We start from the raw sequence: 20,168 nt of genomic DNA, 5'->3' as shown, positions 1-20,168 counted from the left end.
CCGGAGAAGGTCAGCTGCCCACCGGGCGGCCGTCGAGACGCCAGGTGACGACCACGCCGGGCTTGGCGAAGTCGCCGTCGGGCCAGGTGGAGGCGGGCTTCTCGACCGAGGCGCCGGTGATCTCACCCGGGTGCTGGACCGCCACGAAGACCGACCGGTTGTCCTCGGTGATGAACGGGCCGCAGGTCTCCGCACCGAGCGGCACCGTGAGGAACTGCTTCAGGTGACCCCGCTCCGGCCCTTCGAGGGCGGTGGCGAAGAGGCCGTCGTTGCTGCCCAACGCGTTGCCGTCGGTGGAGATCCAGAGGTTGCCGGTGGCGTCGAAGGCGACGTTGTCCGGGCAGGAGATCGGCGAGACCCTGGTCTTGTCGTACCCGGCGAAGTACGTCGACGGGTCGCTCGGGTCGCCGCAGACGATCGGCAGCGACCAGGCGAACGTCTCGGCGCTGTTGTCGCCCCGGTCCTCGACGAGTTCGAGGATCTGCCCGTGCTTGTTGGCGTTGCGCGGGTTGGCCTCGTCCGCCTTCGGGTTGCTGCCGACGCCCCGGTTGGTGTTGTTGGTGAGCGCCACGTACACCTTGCCGGTGAGCCTGCTCGGCTCGACGTCCTCGGGACGGTCCATCTTGGTCGCGCCGACCTTGTCGCCGGCGAGCCGGGTGAAGGTGAGCACGTCAGCGGCGGTCATCCCGTCGACGTACGAGCGGTTGCCGCTCACCAGCCTGATCCAGCGACCCCGGCCGTTGAACGCCCCGTCGGAGGGGAGCGTGCCGGAGCCGTCGATCTCCCCGGCGCTGTTGCCCTCCAGCTTCGCGACGTAGAGCGTGCCGGACTCCAGCAGCGTGAGGTTGTGCCGGCGGGCCACCGCCGAGTCGCCCGGCATGAACTTCTTGTCCGAGACGAACTTGTAGAGGTAGTCGAACCGCTCGTCGTCACCCATGTACGCCACCGCGTGACCGCTCTTCGCGATGATCACGTTGGCGCCCTCGTGCTTGAACCGGCCCAGCGCGGTGTGCTTGCGGGGGCGGCTCTCCGGGTCGAACGGGTCGATCTCGACGACCCACCCGAAGCGGTGCGCCTCGTTCGGGTGCCGGGCCAGGTCGAAGCGCTCGTCGGCGCGGTCCCACTTCCGGCTGCCGCTCGGGTAGCGGGTGGTGGTCGGGATCCCGTAGCGCTCCAGCTTCGGCTTGAGCTCGGCCGGCGCGCCGTCGCCGCCGACGAAGTACTGGTTGAAGTTCTCCTCGCCGGAGAGCACCGTGCCCCACGGGGTCACGCCGCCGGCGCAGTTGTTGAGCGTGCCGACGACCGTGCGGCCCTTGGGGTCGGCCGCCGTACGCAGCCAGGCCGAGCCCGCCGCCGGGCCGGTGAGGTCGAAGGTCGTGCCCAGCGCGGTGACCCGCCGGTTGTACGGCCGGCGGCCCTTGCCGACCGGGCGCCACTGCCCGGTCTCGTCGACGCGTTCCAACTCCACGACGGACATGCCGTGCGCGGCCATCGCCACGCGGATCTGCTCCACCGAGAGGTTGTCCAGGCCCGGGAAGCCGGGGAACATCAGGTCCTCGTTGGTGTACTCGTGGTTGACCACGAGCAGCGCCCGCCGGCCGTGCTTGTCGAGCGGCAGCACACCGACGAAGTCGTTGTTGTAGCCGAACTGCTTCGCCTGCGCCGCGGCGGTCTGCCGGTGGAGGTCGAACTCGGGCGCGCCGGGCACCACCTCGTCACCCCACTTGATGACGACGGCGTGGTCGTACCCGTTCGGCACCACGAGCGTGTCGAGCTTGTTCGGCGGGATCGGCGTGAAGGTCAGCGCGCCGTTGCCGACCCCACCGCCCGGGCGGCCGGCGCGGGCGGGGGCCGCCGTACCAGCGGTCGCCGCGCCGGCGGCCGCCGCGGGGGCCGCGCCGGCCAGCGCGCCGGCCGCCGCGCCGCCGAAGCCGAGCACCAGCGCGCCGACGGCGCCGGCCCGGACGACGCCGCGCCGGGAGACCTCGGCGTTCACGACGTCGCCGAAGTACGCGTTGTCCGATGTGTTCGGCACGGGGTGGTCGCAGGCGTTGCCACAGCGGTAGAGACAGGTCATGGCGTCACGGCTGCCGTGGCGGGTGCTGCCCAGCAGTGGGAGCAGCCGGGGGCGGTCAGTCATGGGGAGCCTCCTGACGAGGGGTCATGGTGGTGTGCGGGGCCCGACGTTGTGGGCGTACCGGCGGGACGCTAGGAGGGCGTGATGAGCGACCGTCGGCGTGAACGTGAACCGGGCGTGAACACCTCGCCGGGACGGCCGGTGGCGCAGCCGTGCTGACCTCGGACTGAACCGATCGCGGTGGCCGCGCGTATTCCCGGGCGAACGCACCGTCGGACTCGCGCCGGAAGCGAGGAGACCGCCATCAGCGACCACGACGCCGACCTGCTCCGCGCGCTGCACGACGAGCACGCGGAGGCGCTGTACGCCCACGCCCTGCGGCTGGTCAACGGCGACCGGCAGCGCGCCGAGGACCTGGTGCAGGAGACGCTGCTGCGCGCCTGGCGGCACCCCGAGTCGCTCGACCCGCGGCGTGGCTCCGTCCGCGCCTGGCTCTTCACCACGGCACGGAACCTGGCGATCGACGCGTGGCGGCGGCGGGCCACCCGCGTCGGTGAGGTCTACACCGACGAACTGCCCGAGCCGCCGGAGGTCGTGGACGAGGCCGAACGCGCCGTGGAGGCGTGGACCGTCGCCGAGGCGTTGAACCGGCTCAGCCCGACCCACCGTGAGGTGCTCGTCGAGTGCTTCTACCAGGGCCGGTCGGTGGCCGAGGCGGCCTCCCGGTTGGGCGTGCCGCCGGGCACGGTGAAGTCCCGGACGCACTACGCGCTGCGCTCACTACGGTTGGTCCTGGCGGAGATGGGGGTGACGGGATGACCCGGTGCGAGTTCGCGCACGACGACGGCGCGTACGTGCTGGGAGCGCTCGCCCCCGCCGAGCGGGCCGCGTACGAGCGGCACCTGGCCGGGTGCGCGGAGTGCCGCGAGGCGGTCGCCGAGATCGCCGTGCTGCCCGGGTTGCTCGGCCGGCTCGACCCGGCCGGGCTGGAGCAGTTCCTCGTGCCCACGTCGGGTCCGTCGCTGCCGGCGCTGCTCGACGAGGCCCGCGAACGGCGACGCCGCGAGCGGGCCGCCAACCGCCGGCGGTACGCGTTGACGGCGCTCGCCGCGGCGGGGCTGGCCCTGGTGGCGGGCGTCGGTGCGGCCGTCGTGGCGCCCCGGGAGACCGCCCCGCCCGCCGAGCAGGTGCGGATGGTTGCCATGCAGCCGGTGGCCGGCACCGTGCCGGTGCACGCCGAGGTGGGGTTGACCGGCACCGGTTGGGGCACCGAGGTGACCATGCACTGCGGGTACGAGCGTCGCGCCGGCTACGCCAGGGCGTACACCTTCCGGCTGGTGGCGCACGGCCCGGACGGCGCCACGGAGCAGGTCGGGTCCTGGCTGGCCGCGCCCGGCGACGACGTGCGGTTCACCGGCGTCACGCGGTTCACCGGTGCCGAACTGGTCCGCCTGGAGCTGCTGCGCGCCGACGGCACCCCGGTCCTGAGCTACGACGTCCGCTGAGCCCCCCGGCGCCACAACCCTCCGCGATCTTGCAGTTCCGGCCCCTGATACGGGGCTATTGCCCGGTTTGCCGGGGCAGGAAGTGCAAGATCGCGCGCGGGAGGGGGGCGGGCTCAGGGACCGCGGCTGCCAGCCGGGAGGCGGCGCGGGCCCGACGGGTCTGGCGCAGCGCGTCGACGGTGAAGACGATCAGCGCGAGCCAGACCAGCGCGAAACCGGCCAGGCGGGCCGGCGGCATCGGCTCGTGGAAGATCAGCACGCCGCAGCCGAGCTGGAGGATCGGGGCGAGGTACTGGAGCATGCCGAGGCCGGTCAGCGGCAACCGGTTGGCGGCACCCGCGAAGAGCAGCAGCGGAACGGCCGTGGCCGCGCCGGCCAGCACCAGCAGCGCGGTGTGCCCGGCGGAGACGTGCCCGAAGGCGGCGTCGCCGCTCGCGGCGAGCCAGCCGAGGTAGCCGAGCGCGGGGAGCGCCAGGACCGCCGACTCGACGAAGAGCCCCTCCGCCGCGGGCAGGCCGAGCCGCTTCTTCACGAGGCCGTAACCGCCGAAGCTGAGCGCGAGGGTGAGCGCGAGGTAGGGCACGTGCCCGTAGTCGACGGTCAGCACCGCCACGGCCAGGCCGCCGACGCCCAGCGCCACCCACTGCGCCGGGCGGAGCCGTTCACGCAGCACGGTCACGCCGAGCAGGACGACCACGAGCGGGTTGATGAAGTAGCCGAGCGCCGTCTCCACGACCCGGTCGGAGTTGACGCCGTAGATGTAGGTGCCCCAGTTCACGGCGATGAGGGCCGCCGCGGCGCCGATCCCCGCGAGGGCGCGGGGCCGCCGCGCGAGCGCCCGCAGGAAACCGATGTTGCGCTGGGCGGCGAGCAGCAGCGCCACGAAGGCCACCGACCACACGATGCGGTGGGCCAGGATCTCCAGCGGCCCGGCGGGTCGCAGCAGCTTGAGGTAGATCGGGAAGAAACCCCAGAGCAGGTACGCGCCGAAGCCGTAGAGGTATCCCAGACGCTGCGGTGTCACGCCTCCACCGTAAGGGGTGACCCGCCGTTTGACTCATGTCCGGTGACGGGCGTCACCTGACTGTCGCGCCCGTCGTACTCCATCCAGCGCTCCGGGTGCACCGGCGTGAAACCGACCTTCGCGTACACGCCGTGCGCGTCGTTCGTGGCCAGCACGATGCGCCGTACGCCCAGGTCGGCCAGGTGGTCCCGGACCGCACCGGCCAGCCAGGTGCCGAGGCCGCGCCCACGCTCGGCCCGGTCGACGTAGACGTCACACAGCCACGCGAACGTCGCCCGGTCGGTGACCACCCGGGCGACGGCGACCTGCCGGCCGTCACCGGGCCGGTAGACGCCGAACGGAATCGACCCGGCGAAGGCCCGCTCCACCGTGTCCCGGTCGCGCCCCATCGCCCAGTACGCGTCGGCGCTGAGCCACTGGTGTACCCGGGCCAGGTCGAGCCGGTCGGGATCGGTGCTGAGCAGGTAACCGTCGTCACGGGTCAGGGTGAACATCCCGAGACGGTAACCCCGCCGGCCGGTCACCGCGGGGGCCAATTCCCGCAGTCTGGTCGTCGCGGCGCGGAGCGCGCGTTCCGGCTCGCGCGGTCCGCCGTCGCCCATCGCTCCGCTGCCCCTCGGTCGGCGGGGGCCGGGTGGCGCTCGACCAGGCCGGGGTGTGGCGCTGTCCCTTCGGTTGCGGCGGGGTGTGCCGCTGTCACTCGGCCCGGGTGGAATGCGCTTGTGCCGGTCAGTCGCGGTCGAGGACGGCGCCGAGGATCCAGGTCACGACGCTGACGAGGAGCGCGCCGAGCACCGCCTCCGGCCAGAAGCCGTCCACGTGGAACGGCAGCCCGGCCTCGCCGGCGATCCAGCTCGTGAGCAGGAAGAGCAGGCCGTTGACGACCAGCGCGATGAGGCCGAGGGTCAACAGGTAGAAGCCGCAGCCGACGGTCTTGATGATCGGCTGGAGCACCGCGTTGACCACGCCGAAGATCGCCGCCACCAGGATCAGGGTGGTGACCGTCCCGGCGACGGAGTCCGCGTCCAGGGTGATGCCGGGAATGAGCAGGGTCGCCAACCAAAAGGCGAGCGCCGTGGTGGCCAGCCGGATCAGAAGGCCCTTCAGAAAACCCATGGCGGGGATCGTGCCATGCGGCGACCACCGGCGGAACCCGTGAAGATCCGTCGAGCGCGGTCGGTGGGCGGCCGACAACGCGCCGTGCGGCCGGCGGCCGGGCGATCGGTGGATGCATGGGCGGCGGCCGGCATCACGGCTGACAGCCCGGAGCGGGTGCGGCTTCCCCGGAAACCGGGAGGGTGGGCGCCAACGGGAACCGGCGGGACGGGTGACCGACGAGATGCGCCTCGACCGGGGTGAGCGAGAGCCGCGCCCACCGAAGCGCCCTACGGTTGACGACCGCCACCATGTCGTCCCGGATCCGGGTCAGCATCTGCGCCGAGTCGCCGAGCCCGAGCGCGGTGCCGGCCAGCGCGGCCTCGCCGGGGTGCAGGGGTTGCAGCACGGCCAGGTCGGCGCGGCCCAGGGCGTCCACGTCGGACGGAGTGAGCTCGTCGCGTACCACGAGCGTCGACCCCCACGGTCGTTCCGGTTCGGCGCCGGCCGGCACCGGGCCCGCGTCGAGCACCACGAGCAGCGGAGCCAGCGGGGTGCCCGCCCCGGTGGGGACCGGCCGGCCGGGTGGCAGCAGCGGGATGGCCCCGGTCGGCGTGCCGACGCCACGCACGAACGGCTCCCACACCCGTGGCCGCGCGGTCCGCACCACCACGCGGGCGCCGAGCGCCAGCGCCCGCAGCACCACGAGCTGCGCGACGCGTACGCCGCCGACCACCACCACCCGCGTGCCCTCGGGGCGGAACAGTCGGACGGTCAGCGCGGCGCCGTGCCGGTTGGTGCCGATCATCAGCCCGGCCGCGCCCAGCGTCAGGTCCAGTGCGTCCGGCGCCGGCCCGGAGCCGACCGGCGGCCCGCCCAGCGCCAGCGGCAGTGTGCCGGCCAACCCGTGCGCGTGCGCGCCGTCCCACCGGCGGGCGTGCCCGCCGAGCGCCGTGACGAGCCGGTCCAGCTCCTGCGCAGCGATCGACAGCGCGTGGCGAGACCCGGCCGCGAGGCGTACGGCAAGCGTCTCGCCGCCGGCCGCCGGGCCGGCGTGGAGCGACACGGTCGTGGCGGCGGCCGGCAGGGCCAGCAGCCGGGCCACGAGCCGCCCGGGCCGGTCGTCGGGCACGTCGGGCCACCGCTCCAGCCCGAAGGTGGCCTGGTGCAGCTCGCCGGTGCGCACGACCGTCCACTCCTCACGGACAGGTCCGCCCTCGTGATGGGCCAGTTCGGTGAGCAACCGCAGTGCGGAGGTGACGCCGAGCGGACGTGCGTCGAGCGGCCGCAGCCGCCGCACGATCCGGCGGACGGCACCCGCGAGGGCCTGGCGCAGCTCCTCCGGCGACCATCCGTCGACCCGCAACGCGCGCACCGCGAGGACGGCCCGCTCCCGGCCGGGCAACCGCCCGTCGGTCAACTGCCGGTAGGACGTGCCGGCCGCACCGCCCACGGCGGGTGCGGGCAGCGCCGTGACCACGAGCTGGATCCGGATCGGCGGCGCGTCCGCCGGGGCGGACGGCAGGAGCGCCGAGGGCGCCGGGAGCGGCCGGTGCCCGTCGCCGAGCAGGTCGCCCGAATCACCGAGTTCCAGCAGGGCCACGAGGCCCGTCGCGTCGTCCAGCACGGCGGCGGGCGCGCCGGCCAGCTCCGCGGGACGGACGGCGGCACCCGGGTCGACCAGGTCGAGCAGGGCGGCCGGTGGGGCCTGCGCGGGCAGGGCCCGGCGTCGGGTCAGGTAACCGAGCCCGGTCGTCGCCCACTCGAAGAGCCAGCGGCCCCGGACCGGCAGCCAGGCCAGCGCCAGCAGCAGCGCGGCTGCCGACGTGGCGCCCGCCAGCAGCCCGGGCCCCCGGCCGAGGGCGGCCACCGGCAGCGCCAGCGCCACCTGCGCGGCGGCGATCTGACCCGCCCGGACACGCGCGGACCGGCGGACCGCGATCCGCGGCGACGGCGTACGACCGGTGCGTTGGGCGGCCACCGGCGGACCGGAGACCGGGGCCGCATCGCGGCGCGCGGCGGGGCGGGAGTCGACGATGCCGCCCGCCGTCATCACGCCTCCCCGACGATCACCGACCGCTACGTTGCTGACGCACATCGTAGGGGAGGGCCCGCGTCCGCGTTGTCCACAGGGGATCGGAGTGGGGTAGCAGAACAGCAACCGGACGGCTACCGTCAGCCACGAGTTCCGCTGAGCCCCGCGCCCACCGTGCCCGACATCCCGGGCGCGAGCGGCGCGTCCCCGGAGCGGGCGCGCCGATGGCCAGCCACGACCGAGATGCGAGGTGAGGTCCGGAGTGTCGCAGACCCAGGCGGAAGCCGCGGTGATGCAGCAGACCGCCGCGAAGTTCGAGCAGGTGGACCAGTCCCTGCAGTCGATGCTCAGCAGCCTGATGGCCGAGCTGGAGGTGTTGCAGCAGGCCTGGCGTGGCGCCGGTGGGCGGTCGTTCGAGCAGGTGAAGCAGCAGTGGGCGCAGGACCAGGCGGCGTTGCAGCGGGCCCTGCGGGAGACCGCGGGCGCGATCCGCACGGCCGGGCGGCAGTACGACGCCTCCGACACCGAGGCGGCCGGCCGGGTCGCCGGCGCCAACCGCGGCGGCATCCAGCTGCCGCTCTGACCGATCCAGGGGAGGGATCCGCAGGTGGACAACGGCGTACTGGTCGTCAACTTCGCCGCGCTGCAACAGGCCAGCGCGGACATCCAGAAGGCACTCAACACGCTCGACTCGCAGCTCGGCCAACTGGAGCGCGACGCCGCGCCGCTGGTGGCCAGCTGGACGGGTGACGCCCGGCAGGCGTACGAGCAGCGGCAGGCACGGTGGCGCGCGGCCTCGCAGGACCTGCAGGCCATGTTGCGTGACATCAAGATCGCGGTCGACGAATCGGCCTCCGACTACCTCGACACCGAGAAGAGGAACGTCGGCCTGTTCCAGTGACGGCGACGCCGCCCGGCGCCGCACCGGAGCGGGGCGCCCGATCGGCACCCGCTCCGGCGGCACCGGCTGGTGCGGCGCCCGCTCGGTGGCGGCGCCGGCTGGTGCGGCGTCCGCTCGGTGGCGGTGCCGGCTGGTGCGGCGCCCGCTCGGTGGCAGCACCGGCTGGTGCGGCGCCTGCTCGGTGGCGGCGCCGGCTGGTGCGGCGCGCTCGGTGGCAGCACCGGCGCGTCGATGGTGGAGCCGGTCGTCTCCGGCCGGCTCCACCCCTGCGGGACCGGCATGCCGGATCACCCGGCCTGCCGGGCAGCGTGAGTCGCACGGCCGGTGCCGCCGTGGGCGTACTGCCCCACGGGAGCGGCGCTCAGGCCCGGCCGGCTGCCCCACGGGAGCGGCGCTCAGGCCGCCGGTTGCCCCACGGGAACGGCGTTCAGGCCGGGTCAGCCGGGCGCCAGCGCCGGCGCGTGCCGCGGGGCAGCACGAGGGCGAGCAGCACGACCGCGGCGGCCACCGCGCCGACGGCCGCCGCCACGACCAGCGCCCGGTCCCGGGCGGCTGCCCGGCGGGCCTGCTGGGCCCGCCGCGCCGGGTCGACCCGCTCGTCGGCCAACGCCGCCACCGGACGTGCGCGGACGGGCGCGCCGCCGGGAGTCTCCGTGACGGCCCGGTAGGGGTTGAGCACGCCGGCGCCGTACCCGCCGTCGGGTGCCGGATCGGTGGTCGCGACGATCCGCTCCGCCACCTGGGCGGCGGTCAGGTCGGGGTGGTACGCGCGCAGCAGGGCCGCGGTGGCGGCGACGAACGGCGCCGCGTAGCTGGTCCCCTCGGCGCGGCGGTGCCCGTGGCCGGGTGCCGCCATGAGCACCTCGCTGCCCGGGGCGACGAGATCGACGTACGGGCCGGTCTGCGAGAACGAGGCGCGCGACCCGTCCGGGGCGATGGCGCCGACGCCGAGCACCCCGTCGTACGCGGCCGGGTACGGCGTGGGGTCGCCCGCTTCGTGCAGGTTGCCAGCGGCGGCCACCACCACGACGTCGCGCGCGTGGGCGTACGCGACGGCGGACCGGACGGCCGGACTGTCCACGTAGAGCACGACGGAGAGGTTCAGCACGTCGGCACCGTGATCCACCGCCCACCGGATCGCCCGGGCGAACTCGGCGGCGCTGACCGTACGCCCCGACTCCCGTCCGTCCACCACCTGCTGCTCACTCACGCGTACCGGCAGGATCCGGGCGCCCGGCGCCAACCCGCGGAACGCGACGCCCGGCCGCGAGGTCGCGGCGATGATGCTCGCCACGCCCGTGCCGTGACCGGCGCAGTCCCGGGTGCCGTCGCCGCCCGCGTCGAGCAGGTCCGTGCCGTCGAGCACCCGGCCGTCGAGCTGCGGATGCTCCCGGTCCACCCCGGAGTCCACCACCGCCACGGTCACGCCGGTGCCCGTCGTCAGGGAGGCGAGCCGCTCGGGGGCGTACCGCTGCTGCGGCCACGGGAGGGCCGCGACGGGCCGGACGGCGGCCGGCGGAGTCGGGCAGCCGGGCGCCGCCCGGAGGGCCGCGACCGTCGGCGGAGCGGCCTGCCGGGCCGCTGCGGTGGCCGGTGCGCCGGTGATCAGGGTGGCCGTCAGAGCTGCCGCAGCGGGCCACACCAACGCCCGGGACATCGACCGCCTCCGTATCGTGTCGGCTCCGCGACGGGATGTTATCGCCTCTCGTGCGCGGCGGCGCACCGCCGACGGCCTGCCATTGTGATCTTGTTACTACCTTGTAGGTTGTAGGCGATGCCTGTGGCCTGTTCTCGGGAGGAGAGGTGGCCGTGACCGAATGGGAGCCGGCCACGGAGGTCGAGGCGGCGATGCGGGACGCGCTGCGCGCCCACGACCAGGAACGATACTTCCGGATCCTGGCCCGGACGGATCTCCTCCTCCCGGTGGCACAGCCGACGGCCGGTCAGGCGCCGACCGGATGGGGCACCTGGACCAGCGGCGGTCGCACGCACGTGCTCGCGTTCACCTCCGCCACCGCGTTGCGGGCGTGCCTCGGCGAGAGCGCCGGTGGTCACCGCCGCACCCCGTACGCGGATCTCGCCGCCGGATGGCCCAACCCGGAATGGTGGCTGGCCGTGAACCCCGGCCTGCCCATCGAGGGTTACCTGCCGGCCTGGTACGTCGCCCAGCTCTCCCGGGGCGACGTACGGCTGCCCGGTCGTACCCTCGGTGCCCGTGCCCGCCTGGAGCGGGTGGAGTCGCTGGCCCGGGCCCGGGCCGCGGCCACCGGTCGGGACACGTCCCCGTCGCCGGTCACGGGTCCGGGCGCCGCGCCGTCACCCGATGCCGGCGCCGTCGGCCTGCCGGGTCGGACGTCGTTCCGGGGTGCCGCGCCGACCGCCGGGCTGCCGCTCGTCGAGACGGCCGGGCCCGCGTCCCGGGTACCGTCCCCCGCACCCGCACCCGCGGCGCTCCCGCGCCGGTCGGGCGACGCGCCTCCGGCCGCCTGGCGGCCGTCCGGCGCCGATCCGGCCCCGACGACCGGTGGGGAGCGACCCACCCCGCCACCGCCGTTCCTCGCCCCCGGCGGCCGACCCGGCCCGGATCCGGGACGACCGCTTGCGACGCGGCCGGGCGCGGTCGAGGCGGCGGGCGGCAACGGCACGAGGGCGGGCGGCCCCGCCGAGCCGCCGCGCCGCTCCTTCTTCGAGCCCGCCTCCGGGCGGCGGTCGGCGTCCCGGGATCCGGCCGACCGGGCGGCGCCGCCGTCCCGGTTCGGCCGTAGCGACCAGCCGTTCCCTCGCCGTGGCCCGGTCGACGGGCCGAAGGACGCGGAGGCCACCCAGGCCTTCTTCACCCCGGCCCGGCAGCCGACGCCCGCTCCCCGGCCGTCCTCCGGCGGTGGGCGGGCGGGGGACAGTGCCGAGGCGACCCAGCCCCTGCGCTACCGGCGGCCCGACCCACAGGCCGACGAGCCCACGCGGGCCTTCGGCCTGTCCGTGCCGCCTCCGCCACCAGGCCGCCGCCCCGGCACCGACCTGGGCGGCGAGCCGACCCAGCCGCTGCCGCCGCGTCCCCGGGTGGAGCCCGATCCGGGCCCCGTCGAGGAACTGCCGCCATCCGCCGCGGAGCCGGTGTCCGGCCCACCGGCCCCCCGCCGCGGCTTCACGCCCATCGTCATCGAGGGCACGATCGTGGAGTCCCGGGATCTCGACCCGCCGGGAGCCGGCGGGCCGGGGACCGCCGCCTCCGCCGGCCCGTCGACGGCCGGCCCCGGTGGGCGTACGGAGGGCGCCGACCCGTGGACCGCCGCCCCCCGAGCCCGCTCCGGCGAGGCCGACTTCTGGTCACCGTCCCGCCCGACCTCCCCGGCCGGGGCCGGCACGACCGCAACGTCGGCGGGTGGTACGACCGCAACGTCGGCGGGTGGCGCAATGTGGACGGCCGGCGCGTCGGGCGACGTCTCCGCGACGCGTGCCGGCTTGCCCGGGTCCGAGGACGCGACGGTCAACCTGGGCGTGCCGGCGGGGAGCACCGCGACCACCACCACGAGTCCCGCTCGCGCCGGAAACGACGAGCGTCCGTCCCCCGTCCCCGCGCCGGGTGGTTCGGCCGCCGGAGCGGCCCGCGACACGTCGGTGGCCGAGTCCCGAGCCGCCACGACCGACGACTCCGCCACCTCGGCGTCCGGCCCGACGGCCGGCGGCCCGACCACGGGAACGTCCGCCGGCGCGGCGGGAACCCCGGACCCGGCCGCGGACGCCGGAACGTCGCACCCGGCCGCCGGCGGCGCACCGGGGACGTCGGACCCGGCCGCCGCCGGAACTCCGGGGACGAGCCCCACCGCGGGTACGAGCCCCACCGGTTCCGCCGCCCCCGACCGCGCCGGACAGCCGGCCGTCGAGTTCCAGCCGGCGAACGCCGTCGAGGAGGACCTGCTGGCCGCGGCGGGCGCCGGCAGCACGGACACCTTCCTCTCCACGCTGCTGCTGGCGCGGGTGCTGCTGCCGGTGGCCGCCGGGTCGGCCCCCGGCAGCCGTCCCGGCGACCCGGGCTTCGTGTGGCGTACGGAGGAACTGGACGGCGAGACCTTCGTGGTGGTCTACACCTCCGCGGAGCGGATGGCCGACCACGTCGACGGCGGGGTGGAGACCGTCCAGGTCAAGTTCGTGCAGCTCATCCGCCGCTGGCCGGACGAGGCGTGGTCGTTCGCCGTCAACCCGGGCACGCCGGTCGGCGCGAAGCTGCCCGGCGAGCAGATCATCGGCTTGGCCAACTGGGCCGCCGAGGTCGGCCTGGGTGACGACACGGAGTCCGAGGACGCGGCGGCCGTCACCGAACCGGTCGAGCGGCCCCGGTCGACGCCGAAGCCCGCCGACCCGTCCCGGCCGGTGCTCATGCAGAAGGCGGTGGCGCCCAGTCAGGTGGCGTACTACCTGGAGCGGGGCTACGACCGGGTCTCCGGTTTCGTGCACCGGGCCCCCGAGGTCGCCCACCTGAACACCCCGGCCAAGCTGTACGACGCGCTGGGGCTGGGCTACCCGGACTCGCCCTTCTCCCGGGACGCCGAGGAGATCTACGTGCTGCGCTGGCCGGCGTACCGCCCGAGCCTCTACCGCATCCCCTACGGCGGGCAGACCGAGGCCGCCATGCGGGCCATGGAGGGTTGGGTCATCGAGCGCCCGCCGTTCCGCGGCAACGGCTTCGCGCCCGGGGAGAGCAGCGACGTCGTGGCGGAGTTCAAGGTGGACAGCGCCCGCCTCCCGCACGGCGCCCAGCTCTGGCGCATCGGAGCGGACGGCACCGAGCGGGTCGTGGCCGTCCTCGACAGCGACGCGCTGCGCTGGCGGGAGGTGGAGGCGCAGTGATCCGCGACGGTTACGTGGCCCGCTGGCGTGGCCGGGAGTACCAGGCCAGCCCGGACGGGGACGACGTCCGCCTCTACCAGCCGGATCCGGGCGAGGGCTTCGAGGAGGTGCGCCCCGGCCGGTACGTGCGGGTGCTGCCGATGGCCGAGGTCGAGGATCTGGCGTACGTGCGGACCACCTGCACCTGGCAGGGGCAGCCGTTCATCGTGCTGGGCGAGCACGACGGCTGGCTGCGGGTGGAGTACACCGGTGGGCGGTGGCCGGTCGCCCAGGCCATGCGGCTCGAGGTCTTCGACTTCGGCGTCTACCAGGGCTGGGCGCCCGCCGCCGAGGTCACCGACCTGCGCGAACAGCGGATCTGAGCGCGGCGGTCAGGACTTCGTCCAGCGCAGGACCTCGCCGAGCACCACGTCGGGGGCCTCGACGTGGGGGAAGTGCCCCACCCCGTCGAGCAGACGCCACTCGTACGGCGCGATGACGTACCGGCCGGACCCCTGGGCGGTACGCGGCAGCGAGGCGACGTCGGCGGCGCCGTGCAGTTGCAGGGTCGGGGTCACGAGCGGCTTCTGCATGAGCTTCACGAAGCGGTAGCCGTGCAGGCGCAGCACCGACCGGAACGCCCAGCGGTAGCCCTCCAGCGCGCAGAAGGCGGCCTGGGGGATCCGCATGGCCTCCCGGCACCGCTCCGCGTACGCGGCGAAGCCGGCGCTGGCCACCCACTCCGGGCCGCCCCAGCGGCGCAGCAGTTCCTCGACGACCGCCCCGCCGTCGCGGGTCAGCACGTGCTCGTACCGGGGGAGCTGGAACTTCAGCGCCGGTGTGGACGCCGCGAACTGGCCGCGCGGGTCGGCGAAGATGGCGGCGCGCAGCCGCAGCGGGTGCGGCGCGCCGAGCACCACGAGCCGGCGTACGAGCTGTGGGTGGAACGAGGCGGCCGTCCAGGCGATCAGGCCGCCGGCCCCCGTGCCGACCAGGGTGGCGGAGCGCTCGCCGAGGGCGCGGATCAGGCCGGCGACGTCGGCCGCGAGGGTGTAACCGTCGTACCCTCGGGGCGGCTTGTCGCTGGCGCCGTACCCGCGCAGGTCCATGGCGACCGCCCGGAAGCCGGCGTCGGCCACGGCCGGAAGCAGGTCGTGCCACGCCCACCAGTGCTCGGGGAAGCCGTGCAGGAAGAGGACCATCGGCCCGGTGCCGGCCTCGACCACGTGGAACCGGCTGCCGTTGGCGCCGACGAACCGGTGTGTCCAGGGCCCTTCGGTGAGGACGCAGGACTCGTCGACGGGCCCGCCGTACTGGTCGGTCATGTGTCTCAGACTAGGGCCCCGACTCGATCAGCGGTCGGGGCCGTCCGGCCGAGGGGCGGTCGGGGCCGCCGACAGTCGGGGCTGTCCGGTAGCCGGGGCTGTCCGCTGGCGGGGCCCCGGCCAGCGGTTCCGCCGCCCGGAACGGCAACGGCGCCCGAGGGGAACCCCCGGGCGCCGTCGCCGTGTCACCGGATCAGGAGATGCGGATCTTCATCGAGGTGCCGTCCTGCTCCAGCACCCTGATCTTGACACCGACCGCGGGGAGCTTGACGCCGTGGTTCGGCAGCTCCTCGTAGAAGTACTTCTTGGTGTCGTCGAACAGCGGCTGGGCGTCCTGGCCCCGGATGTACTGCGGCTGGCTGTTCAGGTGCAGGGTGAACGAGTCGGCCTTCTTCAGGCTGAACGGCGCGTCGTACACCTGGACCCGGGCCCGCCACGGCTGACCGGTGAGGTTGTAGATCGGGCGCGGGTGCGCGTCGATGTACATGTTGCGGCCCTCACCGGGGTGCGCGGCCGTGTTGTTGTCCGGCCAGCGGGTGTTCCAGTACGAGATGAGCAGGCCTTCCTGGTACGCGTAGTGGTCCACCCAGTCCGGGCGGGTGTTCGTGTAACCGAAGAAGTACGGCCCGGTCTTCAGGTACTTGTCGTACGAGACGTACGACCGGTTGCCCGCGATGTAGTAGTTGTCGAACAGGCGGGTGTAGGTGGCACCCACGGCCTGCCAGCCCTGCAGGGTCCAGCCCGCGTCGGCGGTCTCGGCGCCGTCGGTGAACACGGTCTGGCCGTCGGCCGTCACCGTGATCGCGTCACCGAAGAAGCCACCCTCGGCCACGCCGCCGTCGGTGACGTAGTGCAGGCGGACCTGCGCCACCTTGCCGGCGATCGAGTCCAGCGGGATGTTGATGTCGGCCCAGGCGCCGTTGCTGCTGCCGTCGAGGGCCGGGCGGCCGGCGCCGTCGACGCCGATCGGCTGGCCGTTGACGGTGCCGTCGAGGTCGGTCCAGGTCTGGCCGCCGTCGGTGGACGCCTCGAAGTAGAGGTAGTCGTACCCCTCCTCGATGGCGTACTTGCCCTTGAGCGACAGGCTGGCCGTCGACTTCCCGGTCAGATCGAACGTCCTCGTCATGCTGTTGTTGAGGTCGTCGTCATTGCCGGAGAAGTACTGCTTCGACCCCTCGAACGGTTGGCCGTAGTTGAAGGTGTACTCCCGTTGGGGCAGCACCACCACCACGGCCTGCGCCTTCTTCGAGTTGTACTCCTGCGGGCCGAGGTCGAGCGTGCGCTTCTGCCCCGCCACGACGACCTCGTAGTCGAGCCAGCCGAGCTGGAGCTTGTTCCACGCACCCAGGTCGCCGCCGCGCTCGCCGATGCCGGCGTCGTTCTTGGCGCCGAGCCGGCTCTGGGCCATCAGGGTCCAGTGCTCGTTGTTGTTGTCCGCCGAGCCGTAGTCGTCCGGCAGGCCGAGGTCGTGGCCGTACTCGTGGTAGAAGACGCTGCGGCCGCCGTTCTCCGGCTGGATCGTGTAGTCGCGGACCCAGAGACCGGTGTTGCCGATCTGGGTGCCACCGATCGGGAAGTTCGGCGGGCCGACGGGCGAGCTGTTGAACGCCGACCAGCGGTGGCTCCAGATGGCGTCCTCACCCTGGTGCGGGTCGCCGTCGGCCTGGTCGCCGCCGGAGTGGACGATCTGGAAGTGGTCGATGTAGCCGTCCGGCTCGTTGAAGTCGCCGTCGCCGTCGTAGTCGAACCGGTCCCAGGTGTCGTACGACTTCAGGTCCGCGGCGATCTGCGCGTCGGTGCGGCCCTTCGCCTTCTGGTCGGCGTACCAGACGTTGATGGCGTCCCGGATCAGCGCCCACGTGTTCGAGCAGACGTTGTCCGAGCAGACCGCCGGGTCGCCGGTCGGGTCGTCGTCGGACTTCGGGTCGTCGGACCGACCGTAGCGGGCCTCGTTGTAGGGGACCTTCACCCAGTCGGTGACCATGCCGTCGACGCTGTAGCGGCCCGAGGACTGCGCCTCGTAGTACTGCTTCAGCGACTCGTCACCCGGGTTGGTGCCGAAGTACAGCTGCCGGAAGTGCTCCGGGCTGAAGTCCGGCTGCCACACCGTGGAGTTGTCCACCGCCCGGTTGGGCTGGGGGATCTGGTTGTGCAGCGGCCCGTCGAAGGTCGTCGGCCCGGCGATGTCCGGGTTCATGTCCTTGTCCGGGTAGGACGGGTGACGCTGGTTGCCGAACTCCGCCAGGATCACGAAGATCTTGTCGGTGCGCTCGCGCTTGAGCTCGACGTACTGGTCCTTCTTCTTCTTGCCGCTGGCGAACGTGCGGGCGTTGGTGCCCGTGCCGTTCGTCTCACCGACCTTGACGACCGTGCTGCCGTTCCGCTCGACCGGCTTGCTGCGGCCGCTCAGGACGTCGGAAAGGCCCTGCTGGCGCAGTTCGCGGCGCTTGTCCTCGAGCTTGTCGGGGAGTTCGTCCGAAACTGCCTGCGGTTCGGCGGTGGTTGGAGCTGCTGCCGGCAGATTGGGCTGGGGCGCCGCCGAGGCGGACGGGCCGAAGACGAGGCCTGTCGCCGTCAGTGAGAGCCCGAGCAGACCCACTGCGACTTTGCGCACGTGGTACCTCCGGTGATGAAGGAACCGGCCCTTCGGGGATATGGACCGGTGAAGATCGACCCCACGGGTGGGATCAATGGTGAACATAGACACTGGTGTGACTCGTGGGAAGATGCGCGGGTCGATTTGTTGCAGGATTTTGTTGGCGACGTCGCTCTGCGTCACATCCCGGAGGTGTCGGCGCGCAGCGTGAGCAGCGGATCCGTCCCAGGGCGCACGTGCACTGACAAATTTCGATCACTTTGGTCGAGGCGTACGAAAAGGGGCCGGTGGCGTCTCCGCCACCGGCCCCGGGATCTGCCGACGGATCAGTTCTTGATCCGCACGACCATCTCGTCGGTCGGGTTGGTGCCCTGCTTGACGATCTCGATTCGGGTGCCGCTGCCGGCCACCTTCACCGAGTTCCACGGGTTGCCGCCGGTCCAGTACTTGGCCGCCCCGTTGTCGCTGAACACCGGGTTCGGCGCGAGCTCCGGAACCGTGACCGCCACGCCGTTGAGGCGGAAGGTCTGGGCCGGCTTGGCGTACAGGCTGAACGTGGCGTCGTACGTGCTGCGCCGGTTCGTGATGGTGCCCTGGCCACCAACGTTGATCTTGTCCGGGCGGACGTCGACCGGAAGGTTGAAGCCGTAGCCCGGGTGCTGCGAGGTGTTGTTGTCGCCGTAGGCGTAGTTCACGTACCAGACCAGCATGCCGGGCTGGTTCGCGAACCGGTCCACGAAGTCCGGCCGGGTGTTGCCGTAGCCGAAGTTGTACCCACCGGTCCGCAGCGCGTCGTCGTACCCGAAGTAGGTCCGGTTCTCCGCGATGTAGAAGCGGGGGTACTCGTCGGTCACCGTGCCGCCCATCCGGGTGAAGCCCCGGGCGGTCCACTCGGCGGCCAGCGTCTCGGCGTCGTCGGTCCAGGCGACGGTGCCGTCGCGGACCAGCGAGATGTCGTCCAGGAACGGGCCGGCGAGGTGCACGCCGCCGTCGGTCTGGTAGCGGTAGCGGAACTGGACGACCTGACCGGCGTACGCGGAGAGGTCGTAGTTCAGGTCCACCCAGCTGCCGCTGGACGAGCCGTCCACACCGGTCTCACCGGCGTCGATGAGCGGGCTGCTCAGCGGCGCCCAGCTGGCGCCGTTGTCGGTCGACACCTCCGCGTAGAGGTAGTCGTAGTCCTCCTCGATGTCGTACCACGCCTTGGCGTTGATCGAGGCGGACGCGGCGCCGGTCAGGTCGAGCTGCCGGGTCAGCGTGTTGTTGAGGTCGTCGGCGCTGCCGCCCCACCACTCGTACGACCCGCCGTACGGCGTGTTGTAGCTGGTGCTCTGGGTCTGCGGGGGCAGGTTGACGACGACCGCCTGGGCCTTCGGCCCGTCGCTGTCGCCGGCCGGGCCGAGGGTCACCTGGGTGGTGCCCGAGCCGTACTCCACCGTCGAGTGGTTCAGCCAGCCGAGGAAGAGCTTCGACCAGGGGTCCATGTAGCCGGGGGTCGAGCCGATGTCGTCGACGCCGTGGCTCAGCCAGGAACCGGACGCCATCAGGCTCCAGAAGCCGACGCCGTTGTCGCCGCCGGCGGTGTCGTACAGGTCCGGCAGGCCGAGGTCGTGGCCGTACTCGTGGGCGAACACGCCCAGGCCGCCGTTCTCCGGCTCCGTGGTGTAGTCGCGGATCCAGAGCCCGGTGTCGCCGATCTGCACGCCGCCGGCCTTGTTGTACGACGGGCCGGCGGTGCCGGCCAGGTTCGGGAACGCGGCCCAGCGGTGCGACCAGATGGCGTCCTCGCCCTGGGTGCCGCCACCGGCCTCCTCGCCCTCACCGGCGTGCACGGCCTGGAAGTGGTCGATGTAGCCGTCGGGCTCGTTGAAGTCGCCGTCGCCGTCGAAGTCGTACCGGTCCCAGACGTCGAACTGCGCCAGGTACTCCTTGATCTGCGCGGAGGTCTTGCCCGCGGCGACCTGCGAGTCGTACCAGGCGGTGGCACTGTCCTTGATGAAGTTCCAGTAGCCGTCGCTCTCGGGGATGTTGTTCGAGCCGTACCGGGCCTCGTTGAACGGCACGGTGACCCAGTCGGTGACGTCGCCGCCGACGGTGTAGCGGCCGCCGGACTGCTTCAGGTAGAAGTCCCGCATCGACTCGTCGTCACCGTAGAACATGTCGACGTAGTGCTCGCGGTGGAAGTCGGGTCGCCACAGCGTGCTGTTGTCGTCGGTGGCGCTGCCGTCCCAGTCGCGGTCGGGCTCGGGGATCTGGTTGACCACGGGGCCGGGGGCGCCGCCGGTGCGCGGGTCGATCTGGTCGCCGAAGTTCACCAGCATCGTGAAGATCGGGTCCGTCTTCGGGGGCTGCTGGTACTCGACGAAGACGTCGTCCTTGACCTGGATGACCTTCGAGCCGTTGCGCGTCTGGAGCTTGGCCTTGCCGGAGAGCAGGTCGGCGATGGCCTGCTTCCGGATCTCCCGCTGCTGATCCGCCTTTGGATCGGGGAGGTTGTCCCTGCCGTGCTTGGCCTTGTCGGAACTGGGGGTCGGGCCCGCCGCCGGGGCGCCGGAGGCCGGCGTCGCCACGACTCCCGCCGCCAGCAGCGCGGCCGTGGCGGTGGCCAGGCCGGCTGTGACTCGTCTCCTCAAAGGGTCCCTCCTTTGTGGATCTGTTACATGACAGGGTGCTCGAACGCAGCGACTGTCATGAGAAGCGTCACTCACCCTTACAGAGGAGCAAGCGCTTGTCACGGGTCAATTGCCGGCGTCGGTTCGCCGTTTTGCCTACTTATGGACGGG

The 20,168-nt window shown here is 73.2% G+C and carries 16 protein-coding genes; 7 read left to right on the top strand and 9 right to left on the bottom strand.

Features of this window, described 5'->3' with window-relative positions; translation table 11 throughout:
- Positions 1-10: 10 nt before the first annotated feature.
- On the bottom strand, positions 11-2,140 hold the full coding sequence (locus OG994_RS22825) for a PhoX family protein (RefSeq protein ID WP_120327957.1): 2,130 nt from the start codon (positions 2,138-2,140) through the stop codon (positions 11-13).
- 240 nt (positions 2,141-2,380) lie between these two features.
- On the opposite strand from OG994_RS22825, the gene OG994_RS22820 reads away from it, so the two are divergent.
- Positions 2,381-2,896 carry a sigma-70 family RNA polymerase sigma factor gene (locus OG994_RS22820; protein WP_120328075.1) on the top strand — a complete coding sequence of 172 codons (516 nt, stop codon included), beginning with the start codon at positions 2,381-2,383 and terminating at the stop codon, positions 2,894-2,896.
- Positions 2,893-3,582, top strand: a complete 690-nt coding sequence (locus tag OG994_RS22815) for an anti-sigma factor family protein (protein ID WP_328850922.1) — start codon at positions 2,893-2,895, stop codon at positions 3,580-3,582. Before OG994_RS22820 ends, OG994_RS22815 begins: the two co-directional genes overlap by 4 nt.
- Before the next feature lie 55 nt (positions 3,583-3,637).
- Here OG994_RS22815 and rarD read toward each other — a convergent pair whose 3' ends face one another.
- The 4 genes from rarD to eccE form a co-directional block, all read right to left on the bottom strand.
- Positions 3,638-4,606, bottom strand: coding sequence for an EamA family transporter RarD (rarD, locus tag OG994_RS22810; RefSeq protein WP_328850921.1), 969 nt, complete (start codon positions 4,604-4,606; stop codon positions 3,638-3,640).
- Positions 4,603-5,100, bottom strand: coding sequence for a GNAT family N-acetyltransferase (locus tag OG994_RS22805; RefSeq protein WP_328850920.1), 498 nt, complete (start codon positions 5,098-5,100; stop codon positions 4,603-4,605). The genes rarD and OG994_RS22805 overlap by 4 nt, the downstream gene beginning before the upstream one ends.
- Positions 5,101-5,335: 235 nt before the next feature.
- Positions 5,336-5,722, bottom strand: a complete 387-nt coding sequence (locus tag OG994_RS22800) for a phage holin family protein (RefSeq protein ID WP_120327954.1) — start codon at positions 5,720-5,722, stop codon at positions 5,336-5,338.
- A gap of 133 nt (positions 5,723-5,855) precedes the next feature.
- Positions 5,856-7,754, bottom strand: coding sequence for a type VII secretion protein EccE (eccE, locus tag OG994_RS22795; RefSeq protein WP_328850919.1), 1,899 nt, complete (start codon positions 7,752-7,754; stop codon positions 5,856-5,858).
- A 244-nt stretch (positions 7,755-7,998) separates the two neighbouring features.
- Here eccE and OG994_RS22790 point away from each other — a divergent pair, with 244 nt between their 5' ends.
- The 3 genes from OG994_RS22790 to OG994_RS22780 all read left to right on the top strand — a co-directional run bounded on the left by OG994_RS22790 (position 7,999) and on the right by OG994_RS22780 (position 8,949).
- A complete protein-coding gene (locus OG994_RS22790) occupies positions 7,999-8,319 on the top strand; it encodes a WXG100 family type VII secretion target (RefSeq protein WP_120327952.1) in 321 nt (106 codons plus the stop codon).
- Positions 8,320-8,343: 24 nt separating this feature from the next.
- A complete protein-coding gene (locus tag OG994_RS22785; RefSeq protein ID WP_120327951.1) occupies positions 8,344-8,637 on the top strand; it encodes a WXG100 family type VII secretion target in 294 nt (97 codons plus the stop codon).
- A gap of 69 nt (positions 8,638-8,706) precedes the next feature.
- The gene (locus OG994_RS22780) at positions 8,707-8,949 is read left to right on the top strand and encodes a hypothetical protein (protein WP_328850918.1); all 243 of its coding nucleotides are present in this window, start codon (positions 8,707-8,709) and stop codon (positions 8,947-8,949) included.
- Between the two features lie 115 nt (positions 8,950-9,064).
- On the opposite strand, the gene mycP is transcribed toward OG994_RS22780, so the two are convergent.
- Complete coding sequence (gene mycP, locus OG994_RS22775) at positions 9,065-10,294, bottom strand: type VII secretion-associated serine protease mycosin (protein ID WP_328850917.1); 1,230 nt, start codon at positions 10,292-10,294, stop codon at positions 9,065-9,067.
- A gap of 152 nt (positions 10,295-10,446) precedes the next feature.
- On the opposite strand from mycP, the gene OG994_RS22770 reads away from it, so the two are divergent.
- Both OG994_RS22770 and OG994_RS22765 read left to right on the top strand, forming a co-directional pair.
- A complete protein-coding gene (locus tag OG994_RS22770; RefSeq protein ID WP_328850916.1) occupies positions 10,447-13,485 on the top strand; it encodes an SseB family protein in 3,039 nt (1,012 codons plus the stop codon).
- Positions 13,482-13,847, top strand: a complete 366-nt coding sequence (locus tag OG994_RS22765; protein ID WP_120327949.1) for a hypothetical protein — start codon at positions 13,482-13,484, stop codon at positions 13,845-13,847. Before OG994_RS22770 ends, OG994_RS22765 begins: the two co-directional genes overlap by 4 nt.
- Before the next feature lie 9 nt (positions 13,848-13,856).
- On the opposite strand, the gene OG994_RS22760 is transcribed toward OG994_RS22765, so the two are convergent.
- The 3 genes from OG994_RS22760 to OG994_RS22750 form a co-directional block, all read right to left on the bottom strand.
- On the bottom strand, positions 13,857-14,789 hold the full coding sequence (locus OG994_RS22760) for an alpha/beta fold hydrolase (RefSeq protein ID WP_120327948.1): 933 nt from the start codon (positions 14,787-14,789) through the stop codon (positions 13,857-13,859).
- A 193-nt stretch (positions 14,790-14,982) separates the two neighbouring features.
- Complete coding sequence (locus OG994_RS22755; RefSeq protein ID WP_120327947.1) at positions 14,983-17,388, bottom strand: immune inhibitor A domain-containing protein; 2,406 nt, start codon at positions 17,386-17,388, stop codon at positions 14,983-14,985.
- A 323-nt stretch (positions 17,389-17,711) separates the two neighbouring features.
- Positions 17,712-20,018 carry an immune inhibitor A domain-containing protein gene (locus tag OG994_RS22750; RefSeq protein WP_328850915.1) on the bottom strand — a complete coding sequence of 769 codons (2,307 nt, stop codon included), beginning with the start codon at positions 20,016-20,018 and terminating at the stop codon, positions 17,712-17,714.
- Positions 20,019-20,168: the final 150 nt, after the last annotated feature.

This window comes from Micromonospora globbae, from assembly GCF_036184225.1.
Classification (GTDB): Bacteria; Actinomycetota; Actinomycetes; order Mycobacteriales; family Micromonosporaceae; genus Micromonospora; species Micromonospora globbae.
This window is presented reverse-complemented; position numbering and strand designations above follow the sequence as displayed.

What these genes read in the sequence shown, in the direction of transcription:
- mycP (WP_328850917.1), bottom strand. Translation starts at nt 10,294, where the DNA reads ATGTCCCGGGCGTTGGTGTGGCCCGCTGCGGCAGCTCTGACGGCCACC.
- OG994_RS22805 (WP_328850920.1), bottom strand. Translation starts at nt 5,100, where the DNA reads ATGTTCACCCTGACCCGTGACGACGGTTACCTGCTCAGCACCGATCCC.
- OG994_RS22800 (WP_120327954.1), bottom strand. Translation starts at nt 5,722, where the DNA reads ATGGGTTTTCTGAAGGGCCTTCTGATCCGGCTGGCCACCACGGCGCTC.
- eccE (WP_328850919.1), bottom strand. Translation starts at nt 7,754, where the DNA reads ATGACGGCGGGCGGCATCGTCGACTCCCGCCCCGCCGCGCGCCGCGAT.
- OG994_RS22815 (WP_328850922.1), top strand. Translation starts at nt 2,893, where the DNA reads ATGACCCGGTGCGAGTTCGCGCACGACGACGGCGCGTACGTGCTGGGA.
- OG994_RS22760 (WP_120327948.1), bottom strand. Translation starts at nt 14,789, where the DNA reads ATGACCGACCAGTACGGCGGGCCCGTCGACGAGTCCTGCGTCCTCACC.
- OG994_RS22825 (WP_120327957.1), bottom strand. Translation starts at nt 2,140, where the DNA reads ATGACTGACCGCCCCCGGCTGCTCCCACTGCTGGGCAGCACCCGCCAC.